The 11042-nt window shown below is 70.1% G+C and carries 9 protein-coding genes and 2 rRNA genes; 6 read left to right on the top strand and 5 right to left on the bottom strand.

What is annotated here, in order from left to right:
- Positions 1 to 64 precede the first annotated feature (64 nt).
- Complete coding sequence (locus tag ACLJWH_RS38655) at positions 65 to 814, bottom strand: phosphatase PAP2 family protein (protein ID WP_411146492.1); 750 nt, start codon at positions 812 to 814, stop codon at positions 65 to 67.
- Between the two features lie 236 nt (positions 815 to 1050).
- On the bottom strand, positions 1051 to 2058 hold the full coding sequence (locus ACLJWH_RS38660; RefSeq protein WP_411146493.1) for an NlpC/P60 family protein: 1008 nt from the start codon (positions 2056 to 2058) through the stop codon (positions 1051 to 1053).
- A 486-nt stretch (positions 2059 to 2544) separates the two neighbouring features.
- Between ACLJWH_RS38660 and ACLJWH_RS38665 the strand changes: the two genes are divergently transcribed.
- The 6 genes from ACLJWH_RS38665 to ACLJWH_RS38690 all read left to right on the top strand — a co-directional run bounded on the left by ACLJWH_RS38665 (position 2545) and on the right by ACLJWH_RS38690 (position 10054).
- A complete protein-coding gene (locus ACLJWH_RS38665; protein ID WP_411146494.1) occupies positions 2545 to 2853 on the top strand; it encodes a hypothetical protein in 309 nt (102 codons plus the stop codon).
- Between the two features lie 474 nt (positions 2854 to 3327).
- A complete protein-coding gene (locus ACLJWH_RS38670; protein WP_411146495.1) occupies positions 3328 to 4161 on the top strand; it encodes a hypothetical protein in 834 nt (277 codons plus the stop codon).
- The gene (locus ACLJWH_RS38675; RefSeq protein WP_411146496.1) at positions 4151 to 5473 is read left to right on the top strand and encodes a hypothetical protein; all 1323 of its coding nucleotides are present in this window, start codon (positions 4151 to 4153) and stop codon (positions 5471 to 5473) included. Before ACLJWH_RS38670 ends, ACLJWH_RS38675 begins: the two co-directional genes overlap by 11 nt.
- Complete coding sequence (locus ACLJWH_RS38680) at positions 5470 to 7032, top strand: SCO6880 family protein (protein WP_411146497.1); 1563 nt, start codon at positions 5470 to 5472, stop codon at positions 7030 to 7032. The genes ACLJWH_RS38675 and ACLJWH_RS38680 overlap by 4 nt, the downstream gene beginning before the upstream one ends.
- Positions 7033 to 7061: 29 nt before the next feature.
- Positions 7062 to 8486 carry an ATP-binding protein gene (locus ACLJWH_RS38685; RefSeq protein ID WP_387803334.1) on the top strand — a complete coding sequence of 475 codons (1425 nt, stop codon included), beginning with the start codon at positions 7062 to 7064 and terminating at the stop codon, positions 8484 to 8486.
- On the top strand, positions 8483 to 10054 hold the full coding sequence (locus ACLJWH_RS38690; protein ID WP_411146498.1) for a TraM recognition domain-containing protein: 1572 nt from the start codon (positions 8483 to 8485) through the stop codon (positions 10052 to 10054). The genes ACLJWH_RS38685 and ACLJWH_RS38690 overlap by 4 nt, the downstream gene beginning before the upstream one ends.
- Positions 10055 to 10106: 52 nt before the next feature.
- On the opposite strand, the gene ACLJWH_RS38695 is transcribed toward ACLJWH_RS38690, so the two are convergent.
- The 3 genes from ACLJWH_RS38695 to ACLJWH_RS38705 all read right to left on the bottom strand — a co-directional run.
- The gene (locus tag ACLJWH_RS38695; RefSeq protein ID WP_411146499.1) at positions 10107 to 10631 is read right to left on the bottom strand and encodes a GNAT family N-acetyltransferase; all 525 of its coding nucleotides are present in this window, start codon (positions 10629 to 10631) and stop codon (positions 10107 to 10109) included.
- Between the two features lie 115 nt (positions 10632 to 10746).
- Positions 10747 to 10863 (bottom strand): 5S ribosomal RNA (gene rrf, locus ACLJWH_RS38700).
- A gap of 73 nt (positions 10864 to 10936) precedes the next feature.
- Positions 10937 to 11042 (bottom strand): 23S ribosomal RNA (locus ACLJWH_RS38705); the annotation flags it as partial.

Below are 11042 nucleotides of genomic sequence, written 5' to 3' on the forward strand. Positions count from 1 at the left end.
TCCCGGATCCCTCAGTTCTCCCGGATCTCCCGGATCCCTCAGGTCTCCCGGATCTCCCGGATCCTCAGGCCGCCAGGTCCTTGTCCCGTCCGTCGTGCCGGGGCGGCAGCGGTGGCCCGGTGGTCACGAACCGGCCGCCGGCGGCGTCCTGGCCCGCGCGGCCGCCCGCGCCCGCCTCGGCCGCCGCCCGTGCCGCCGCGCCCGGGGCCTGCACCAGCCACCCGGCCCGCGACCGGCCGACCGTCGTCGCCAGCGGTACCAGCAGCGCCTGCGCGAGCGGCGCCAGCAGCAGCGCGACGGCGGTGCCCAGCGCGAACCCGCCGACCACATCGGTCGGATAGTGCACACCCATGTACACCCGGCAGAAGCCTTCCAGCAGCGCCAGCCCGATCCCGATCAGGCCGTAGGCGCGATGGACGATGAACAGCCCGGCGGCGACCGCCATGGTCAGCGTCGCGTGGTCGCTCACGAACGAGAAGTCGGTCTTCCCCTGGATCAGGACCGTCATCTCGGCGTGGTCGTTGAACGGCCGAGGTCGCGAGACGAACGCGCGGATCGGGATATTGGCGAGCAGCGCGAGCCCGGCGGCCAGCGGCGCCCAGACCAGCCCCGCGACGGCGGCCGGCGCGTCCTGTTTGCGGCGTGCGGACCACCAGGCGATCAGACACAGCACCGCGAGGCCGGCGATGATGCCGTACTCGCCGATGAACTCCATCGCACGGTTGACCCAGTGCGGGGCACCTTTCGCGAGACCGTTGATGCCGTCGAGCACATCGACATCGGGGTTCGGTCCCTCCAGTGCGAGTCCAGCCATCTGCCGCGGCCCCTTATCTTTCGCGCGCGCGAGCGCCTAGGTCTTGCTGCCCACCCCCGTGGTCGTCGAGCATCTGCCGCACCGGTCGCGGCCACGTCCGCACGCCCGTCGCCACGCCCTGTGCCACGTCCCCGCCAAGAAAACGCGATGCCTGGTCCTGGCGTTCCACTCTCCACCGGATGATCACCAGGACGTTATCGAAGCTTGATTCATCGCCGCAGTTCAGGGCCCTATATTCACCCGGCGTTCGCAGTCGGGAGCGCTTTTGCGCCATCCGCTGTGACCCTGGTCGCACCGATGTAGTCCGGCGCATCGATCTTGTCGAAACGGATCACCGCACCGGTATGCGGCGCATTGATCATGTACCCGCCTCCCACATAGATCCCCACATGGTGAATCGTCCGCGGGTCCCTCAGGTTGTGCGCGAAGAACACCAGGTCGCCCGGGAGCAACTCGTCCCGCTGCGGATGCGGACCGGCGTTCCACTGATCGTTCGCCACCCGCGGCAGACCGATGTCCACCGAGTTGTAGGCGGCCTTGGTGAGCCCCGAACAGTCGAACCGGCCGTTCTGATCGGCGGTGCCGTTCCCACCCCACAAATAGGGCGTACCGAGCTTTCCCTGTGCGTAATAGATGGCAGCGGCCGCCTGCTTCGAGGGCGCCACCCGTCCCACCGGCGCCTCGAAACTCTTCGCCAGCGTCGTAATCGTCTTCACGTAATTCTGCGTCTCACGGTACGGCGGCACACCGTTGTACTGAATCACCCGATACGCCCCCGCGTTGTACGCGGCGAGCATGTTGCTGGTGGCGTCACCCGGCGCGTCCTTCACATATTTCGCGAGGTCGCAGTCGTACGAGGCCGCCGACGGAATCGCGTCCTCCGGATCCCAGACGTCCTTCTTGCCGTCGCCGTTGGCGTCGATACCGTGCTCCGCCCAGGTCCCCGGGATGAACTGCGCGATGCCCTGCGCGGCCGCGGGGCTCTGCGCCCTCGGGTTCCAGCCGCTCTCCTGATAGAGCTGCGCGGCGAGCAGCGCGGGACTTATCGCCGGGCAGAGGTTGCCCCACTTCTGCACCAGTCCCTGGTATGCGGCCGGTACGGCTCCCTTGGCCAGCCCGACGGAGCGCCCCCCGGCCGCGCCCGCCACCCCCGCGGCAGCGGCGAACGTCCCGGCCACGAGCAGCCCGACGAGGCAGAGCAGCAGCCCCGCCCCCAGCCCACTGGCAATCCAGAATTTCCGCACCCCCCAACCCTCCCTCATTCAGCCCCGATTCACACCCCTTCCCCCCCACCCGACCGCCAGTTATCGCCGTCTGACGGAGCACCACACGGCGCAGGGGAGCACCAGGGGCGGCCGACCCCTGCCACGCGGACGCCCTGCCCCGGCCGCCTCGGCCGCTTCATCGGGTTCACCGGGTTCACCGGGTTCACCGGACCCTTTGGGCACCGAATCGACTCAGCGGCCGGACTCCGAATGGCGGGGCGCGACAGCCCGGCCCGCGCCTCTCGCCAATGATCATTGCTCAGAGTGATCAGCCGTGATACACAAAGTGAGACTAATGGGCCCGGTGGACGATTCACGGACCCGCGCACACGCCACCCCCACCGGATCCGTCAAAGAAAGCCGCCAAGTCGACATCTGATGGCGTCTTTGTCGGCGAAGATAGAGACTGACCTGCACCGCATGGCGCAGGCGTACAACTACCCATAAGGGGCGGTGAGTTCATTTATGTTCATGGCAGCCGAAAAGGGCGATATCACCACCATCATCGGCGGAATCGCCCCGGACTGGGGACCGTTCGGGACCCTGGGCAACGAGGCCCGTGTGATGGTCGAGGTCATCATGGCGATCGCGATCCTGCTCTGTCTCGGCATCGCGATCTGGGGCGCCGCCAAACAGCGCATCGGCGCCACCGCGCTCCGCGACACCTTCAGCGCCGAACAGGGCAAGGGCCTGATCGTGGCCGGCCTGACCGGCGTCTTCATCATCGGCTCCCTGGGGACGCTCTTCACCATCGTCTACGGCATGGCCGTCTAGCCCCGCGCGCCGCCCCGTACGCACGCTCCACACCAGCCCGCCCCGGCGCCGCCCCCTTGCCCCGCCCCCCGTGCGCCCCCGTCCCCCCTCTCTCCGCCGCCCCGTGCCCCCTCCTGCTCCCCCACTGGCCCCACCTCCCCTCCCGAGGCCACATGCTGACGCCCGCTCACCCCGGCCCGGCGGACCCCGCACCGCGCCTTCGCCACCCCCTCCACCAGCGGACCGGTTGGGCTGCCCGCTGCGCGGGGACTGGAGGAACCGTAGGGAAGGAGGCGGGGGCGGACACGGGCCGCACCGCGGGGACAAACCCCCCGGAGTCCCCCATTCGCCTCCGCCGCACCGCACCTGAGGACCCGTCACGGTGAGAAGTACGCGTACCACGTCACCCGAGCCGCCGCCCACGCGGCTACGGTCATATGAAGGCGGCACAACTACGGCGGAGACGGCGACGTCGGTTGAGGGGGCACCAGCACGATGAGTCTCAGCGATGACGGCGACTACGGCGGCCCCCGGACGGGCCAGACCCGTACGAGACTCCCCGAGGGCGGGGGCGACTCCTACGGACCGGCGAGGCGGCCCCGGACCGGCATGTCCAGCCGCAACCTCGTCACCATCGTCGGCGTGGTGGTCCTGCTGATCGCGGCCATCGCCTTCGCCAACCGGGGCGGGAGCGGCAACAACGAGTCCGCGCCGGGCGGTGCCGCCAAGACCGCGGACGACCGGCCGACCGCCCCCACCGGCACCAAGCCGGTCACCGGCAAGAACGGCGATATCGCCGCGGGCTTCGCGAAGACGGAGCAGGGTGCGCAGTCGGCGGCGACGAACTACACGGTGGCGCTGGGGTCGTCCGAGATGTTCCACCGCGACCAGCGGCACCGGATCGTCCGCACCGTCATGGCCCCGTCCGCCGTCGACGGCTACCAGAACACCCTCGACAAGGTGTACACGGCGGACTTCTTCAAGAGCGCCGGACTGAAGACGGACGGCACCGCGCCCCAGGGCATGACCTTCGTCTCGCGCACCATCCCGATCGGCACCAAGGTCAAGGAGTTCTCCGGCGACCGGGCGACCGTCGAGGTCTGGTGCACGGGCCTGCTCGGCCTGGCCGGCGAGGGATCCGTCAGGCCGGTCACCACGAGCTGGTTCACCACCACGATGAAGCTCGTCTGGACCGATGGCGACTGGAAGACGCTGACCAACTCCCAGCAGAACGGCCCGGCCCCGGTCAGCGGGGACGTACCCGCCTCCGGGGCGAAGGAGATCGCCGGAGCGGTCGAAGGGTACGGAGGTTTCACCTATGCCCGGTAAGCCCACGCGCCGCCGCGCGGCCTCCGTCGTCGCCGCGCTGGCCGCCGTACAGACCTTCGTCTTCATGCTGGCGACCCGTGCTCTGGCCGCGCCGGGCCCGACGCCGTCACCGGGCGACGAACGGTGCAGCCTCCTCAACGGCCCCACCAAGGACCTCTGCGAACAGCGCAACAGCACCGGCGTCACCACACCCTCGACCAACCCCCTCGACAACAACCCGCTGGACCCCCTCGGCTCCCTGGCCAAGGGCTGTGCCAACGCCGCCTCGTGGATCATCACCAAGCTCTCCGACGCGGTGAAGGCCACCTCGCAGATCGACTTCACCAACGCCGCCTTCCTCCGCCAGTACGCCGTCGTCTTCGCCGCCTCGACGGTCCTCACACTGGTGCTGTGGCTGCTCGCCGTCGCCAAGCGCGCCGTCCGCGGCACCCGGCTGACCGAGGCGATCGGCGAGGCGATCGGATTCCTCTGGCTCACGGTCCTGGCGTCCGCCTTCACCCCGCTCATCCTCTACACGATCGTCTCCGCCACCGACGGCGTCACCGAGATCATCGCGAAGGGGACCGGCGCCCAGACCGACACGTTCTTCGGCGCGTTCTCGCAGGCGCTCACCAAGGGCACGGACATCGGCGGCGGCCCGATCATGCTGATCGTGGTGTCGCTGGTGTCGGTGCTGGCCGCCGGTGTGCTCTGGCTGGAACTGGTGATCCGGGCCGCGCTGCTGTACGTCGGCGCGCTGCTGGGGACCGTCGTCTACGCCGGGCTCGTCGACAAGAACATGTGGGGCCATGTCCGCCGCTGGGCAGGCATCATGATCGCCGTGATCATGGTCAAACCCGTCATCGTGATCGTGCTCGGCATCGCCGGCGCGCTCTCCCACGACAAGGGCCCCAACGCCTTCTCCGCCGTCGTCTCCGGCCTCGCGATCATCGTCCTCGCCATCTTCGCCAGCGCCGTGATCTACCGCTTCGTCCCCGGCTTCGGCGACGAGATGGTCTCGGCGCGGACGAACAAGGGCCGGGCCACCGACGGCAGCCAGGCCGCCGCCATGATCTCCTCACCCGCCGCACTGGTCTCCCAGGGCATCAAGACCCACAGCGCCCGCAGGTCCGGCGGCGACGGGGGCGGGGCCCAGGGCGGACAGTCCCGGCCCGCCGACTCCGTGGCCGGCGGCGTCGCCGCGCACAGCACCCGCTCCGGCGGCGGCCGCACCACGCCCCCCGCGCCCCGTTCGAACCCCCATCCCGGCCCGAGCAGCGGCTCCGGCGGCAGCGCCCGCACCGGCAAGACAGCAGGAGGTGATGGGCGGTGAGCACCCAGTCCCATCCGATCGCGCCCCGTCGCACGTATCTGATCGGCCGCGCGCGGCCCAACGCCATCGTCGGCAAGAACCGCGAGACCGGCGAGATCGCGCTGATCATCGCCGGCGCGTTCATCGGCATGATGTGCGGACTCGTGGTGCCGGTGCTCCCGTTGCGGATACTCGCTCTCACCGGCTTCCCGGTACTGGGGCTCGCCGCCGTCTACGTCCCGTACAAGGGCCGCACGTTCTACAAGTGGTTCGAGATCAACCGCAGCTACCGCCGCGCGCTCCGCCGCGGCACGGCCTACCGCTCCGGCGCCGCCGAGGCCGGCATCACGCTGGACGGCCGGGAGGTCGAGGTCGGCCCGCCGCCGGGCATCGGCCGGATCAACTGGCTCTCCGCCCCGTTCGGACCGGACGAGATCGCCGTACTCCTGCACGCCGACCGCAAGACCGTCACGGCCGCCATCGAGATCGAGGGCCCCGGCGTCGGCCTGCGCGACAGCGAGGACCAGGAGGCGCTGGTCGACCGCTTCGGGACGCTGCTCAAGCATGTGGCCAACGGCGACGGTTTCGTGACGCGCCTTCAGATCCTCGCCCGTACGCTCCCCGCCGACCCGGACGCGCACGCCAAGGATGTCGCCCAGCGCGGCGACCGCTCCTCCCCCGCCTGGCTCCAGGAGTCCTACGACCAGCTCCAGTCGATGGTCTCCACCTCCTCCGAGCAGCACCGCGCCTACCTCGTCGCGTGCATGCACTACACCCGCGAACTGGCCGCCGAGGCACACACCATGGCCCGCGCCGCGCACGCCCACCGCGGCGGCCTCGTCCGGCAGCGGCTGGACCGCGACGCCGGCCTGGCCGTCGTCATGGCCCGTGAGCTGACCGATATCTGCGCCCGGCTCGCCGAGGCCGACATCCGCGTCCGCCAGCCCCTCGGCGAGGGCCGGCTCGGCTCCCTCGTGCACTCGATGTACGACCCGGACCACCCCATCGACCACATCCAGGCGATGAGCCAGCGCAACGCCTGGCCGGCCGAACTGGACGCGATGGAGCCGACCTACCTCCAGGCCAAGACCCGCGAATCGACCACCCGCGCCCCCTGGTGCCACTCCACCGCCTGGGTCAAGGAGTGGCCGCTGACCCCGGTGGGCGTCAACTTCCTCGCGCCCCTCCTGGTGCACACGCCGGACGTGATCCGTACGGTCGCGGTCTGCATGGACCTGGAACCCACCGAGATCGCCATCGAACGCATGCTGACGGAGAAGACCAACGACGACGCCGAGGCCAGCCGCGCCGCCAAGATGAACCGCGTGGTCGACCCGCGCGACGTCGCCCACCACGGCCGGGTCGACCAGCGCGGCGAGGACCTGGCATCCGGCGCCGCGGGCGTCAACCTCGTCGGCTACATCACGGTCTCCTCCCGCTCCCCCGAGGCGCTCGCCCGCGACAAGCGGACCATCCGCGCCTCGGCCGGCAAGTCCTACCTCAAACTGGAATGGTGCGACCGCGAGCATCACCGGGCCTTCGTCAACACCCTTCCTTTCGCGACCGGGATCCGCCGCTAAAGCCGCTGGGAGGCGCGTACGTCATGGCCATGCTCGATCCGCTCGCCGCGTTCACCGACGCGTTCACCAGCTTCCTGTTCGGGAAGGTGGAGACGACACGGCTGCCCGTACGCACCTCCACCGGCCAGGCCCAGGCCGTCTACCTGCCCACCGCGGCCCCCGGTCTCGGCGACTCCGGCGTGATCATCGGCCGCGAGGTCTACAGCGGCAAGGGCTACATCTACGACCCCTTCCGGCTCTACGGCCAGCAGCTGCCGGCCCCCCACTGGCTGGTCCTCGGCGAATCCGGCAACGGCAAGTCCGCGCTGGAGAAGACCTACGTCCTGCGCCAGCTCCGCTTCCGCGACCGGCAGGTCGTCGTCCTGGACGCCCAGGGCGAGGACGGCGTCGGCGAATGGAACCTCATCGCCCAGGAGCTGGGGATAACCCCCATCCGCCTGGACCCGACCGCCGCCCTCAACGGCGGCATCCGCCTCAACCCCCTCGACCCGTCGATCACCACCACCGGCCAGCTGGCCCTGCTCCGTACGATCATCGAGGTCGCGATGGGCCGCGGCCTGGACGAACGATCCGGCTTCGCCCTCAAGGTCGCGCACGCCTACGTCAACGAGACCATCACCGACCGGCAGCCCGTCCTGACCGACATCGTCGAGCAGCTGCGCCACCCGGAGGCGGACTCGGCCGAGGCGATGAACGTCGATATAGACGATGTCCGCGCCTGGGGTCTGGATGTCGCGCTGGTCCTGGACCGCCTCGTCGACGGTGACCTGCGCGGCATGTTCGACGGCCCGACCAGCGCCGGCATCGACCTCGACTCGCCACTGATCGTCTTCGACCTCTCGCACATCGACCGCAACTCCATCGCGATGCCGATCCTGATGGCGATCGTCGGCGTCTGGCTGGAGCACACCTGGATCCGCCCGGACCGCAAGAAGCGCATCTTCCTGGTGGAGGAGGCGTGGCACATCATCAATTCGCCGTTCGTGGCCCAGCTCTTCCAGCGGCTGCTGAAGTTCGGCCGGCGGCTCGGCCTGTCCTTCGTCGCGGTCGTCCACCACCTCAGCGACGTGGTCGACGGCGCGGCCGCACGGGAGGCCGCGGCGATCCTCAAGATGGCCTCCACCCGGACGATCTACGCCCAGAAGGCCGACGAGGCGCGCGCCACCGGGCGGGTACTCGGCCTGCCCCGCTGGGCGGTCGAGATCATCCCGACGCTGACCCCCGGCATCGCGGTCTGGGACGTCAACGGCAACGTCCAGGTCGTCAAACACCTCATCACCGAGGCGGAACGACCGCTGGTCTACACCGACCGGGCGATGACCGAGGCGTCCTCGATGCTGACGGACGAGGCGCTCGCCATCGAACGGGCGGCCAACGCCGAGGCCGAGGAACGGGCCGAAGCCCTCGCCATGGAACGGCAGTTGAGAGACGAGTCGAGCGAGACGGTGGCGTGACCCGAGGATACGAACGGGGCCGGGACGGCCGGGACACCTACGGCGGCCGGGGGCGCGGCATCCCCGACTCCCTGCTGATCGGGCTGCTCGCCTTCCTCCTCGGCCTGACCCTGCTGGTCTGGACGGCGACCGGCCTCGCCGCCCTGTTCACACACGGCGCCTGGCCCGACGGCGTCGGCTATCCCGGTACGCCGATGGCCCTGCGGCACCTCGTCACCGAACCGCACGACCTGGCCGCCGCCTGGCCGCACACGCCCAAGGACCAGCTCTCCGGCTACGGCCTGTTCTGGGGCATCCTGATCGGCGAACTGATGGTCCTGCTGGTCCTGACGATCTTCGTCATGGGGACGGTCACCCGCTACCGCGCCGTCCGCGCCACCCAGCGGGAAACGGCCCGCGACACCCACGAAGCGGCCCGGGACGCGGCGGTACGGCGGGAGTCCACGGCCCCCGCCGATACGGCCCCCACCCGCCCGGCACCCCCGGCCACGCCACTGACGGCCGACCCGGCCCCGCCACTGGCCGCAGCCATCCCCACTCCCCCGCTCCTCGGCAAGGACCCCGTCGAAGACCTCACCGGCGGCCCGCTCCCCGAACAGCGCACCGCGCCCCCGGCCGCACCCCGCGACGAACTGTCGCTCCCCCGCGTCCGGTTCGGCGCCGACCGCGCCACCGCGCGCGCCGCCGCGACGGCCGCCATCGCCACCGCCGAGGGCCCGCTGATCGTCGCCACCAGCGACCCCACCCTCTGGTCCGAGACCAAGGACACCCGGGCCAAGCTCGGCCCGCTGCTCACCTACGACCCGACGCACCGCGTCGACACCCCGGCCCGGCTGCGCTGGTCACCGACCGCGGGCTGCGAGGACATCGCCACCGCCACCGCCCGCGCCACCGCCCTGCTGGCCCCCGTACGCCCCGCGAACACGCTGGACACGGCCGTGGCCGAGACCGCCCAGACCCTGCTGCGCTGCTGGCTGCACGCCGCCGCGGTGGACGGCCGGCCGTTCCGCCAGCTGCACCGCTGGGCACACACCACCGGCGCCGCCCAGGAACCCGTACGCATCCTGCGCACCCACGCCAAGGCGTCCACCGGCCAGGCCGGCGAACTGGAGTCCGTGCTGACCGCGCACGCCGAACGCCGGGAAGCCGCCCAGCAGTTGCTCGGCCGCGCGCTGGCCGCCCTCTCCTCGATCCACATCCGCGACTCCAGCAATCCGCATCGACCGGATTCGCTCGTTCTCGAATCATTCGTCAACGAGGGGGGAACGCTCTACCTGGTGGGCGAATCCATCGAGGATCCGCGTACCAACCCGGGTGCGATGCCCTTGCTCACCGCACTCCTCTCGCACGTGGTCGAGCACGGCCGCCGCATGGCCGAACGGTCATCTGACGGTCGGCTCGACCCACCACTCACCCTCGTCCTGGACGACATCGCGGCGCTCGCACCACTGCCCGCGCTCCCCACCCTCCTCGAAACGGGCCGCGCCCGCGGTCTGCTGACGCTGGCCACCATGCGCTCCCAGGAACAGGCCCGCGCCCGCTGGCCCCACCACTCCCTGCCCGTCTGACCCCGGACACGCCGTCCGCCCCGCCGCTCCTCCTGCCACCGCCGGACCGCGGCTATCCGCGCGACAGCGTCATCTCCCGCTCCACGGCATCCGCGTTCTTCGGATCGGCCATCGTCCGCCCCGTCATCACAAAGCCCAGCGAACGGTAGAGCGCCTCGGCCCGCTCGTTCTCCTCGTGCACCCACAGCCGTACGCGTTCCACCACCGGCTCCGCGAGGCCCCACGACCACGCGATCGCCGCCTCGAACAACTCCCGGGCCAGCCCCGTCCCCCGGTGCTCGGGCCGTACGAAGACCCCGACGACAAGCGTCTGCGGGTCCCCCTCGTCCTCCTCGACGAGCACCACGACCATCCCGCCCCAGCTGCCGTCCTCGTCCTCCCCGACGAAGGTCAGCGCCGCACGCCCCTCATCGCTGCGCTGCGCCCGCCGCTGCCAGAACGCGTCCGGCCGGCCGGCTGCCGCCTCAAAGGTCTCGTGGAATGCCACCCGAGCCACCGGATCGGCCAACGCCGCCAGCCTCAGCTCCTTGAGCCGCTTCCACTCATCCGCCTTCACTGGTCTGATCAAATACCCCATTGCCTCAGCATCGCAGCGCCCGCAGCCGCTGACCAGAGCCTCAGCCGCCTCGGAACGCAAAAATGCCTCGTTCCCCGAGACAAAACTCGGGGAACGAGGCATTTTTTCAAAATTTGTTCGGCGGCGTCCTACTCTCCCACAGAGTCCCCTCTGCAGTACCATCGGCGCTGAAAGGCTTAGCTTCCGGGTTCGAAATGTAACCGGGCGTTTCCCTAACGCAATGACCACCGAAACACTATGAAGTTAACCAACCCGGCAACACACAGGTCGTTACTTCAGAACCTACACAGTGGACGCGAGCAACTGAGGACAAGCCCTCGGCCTATTAGTACCAGTCAACTCCAACCGTTACCGGTCTTCCATATCTGGCCTATCAACCCAGTCGTCTACTGGGAGCCTTACCCCATCAAG

The sequence above is a fragment of the Streptomyces sp. x-80 genome (genome assembly GCF_046549095.1).
Classification (GTDB): domain Bacteria; phylum Actinomycetota; class Actinomycetes; order Streptomycetales; family Streptomycetaceae; genus Streptomyces; species Streptomyces celluloflavus.

What these genes read in the sequence shown, in the direction of transcription:
- ACLJWH_RS38665 (WP_411146494.1), top strand. Translation starts at nt 2,545, where the DNA reads ATGTTCATGGCAGCCGAAAAGGGCGATATCACCACCATCATCGGCGGA.
- ACLJWH_RS38685 (WP_387803334.1), top strand. Translation starts at nt 7,062, where the DNA reads ATGCTCGATCCGCTCGCCGCGTTCACCGACGCGTTCACCAGCTTCCTG.
- ACLJWH_RS38655 (WP_411146492.1), bottom strand. Translation starts at nt 814, where the DNA reads ATGGCTGGACTCGCACTGGAGGGACCGAACCCCGATGTCGATGTGCTC.
- ACLJWH_RS38670 (WP_411146495.1), top strand. Translation starts at nt 3,328, where the DNA reads ATGAGTCTCAGCGATGACGGCGACTACGGCGGCCCCCGGACGGGCCAG.
- ACLJWH_RS38675 (WP_411146496.1), top strand. Translation starts at nt 4,151, where the DNA reads ATGCCCGGTAAGCCCACGCGCCGCCGCGCGGCCTCCGTCGTCGCCGCG.
- ACLJWH_RS38695 (WP_411146499.1), bottom strand. Translation starts at nt 10,631, where the DNA reads ATGGGGTATTTGATCAGACCAGTGAAGGCGGATGAGTGGAAGCGGCTC.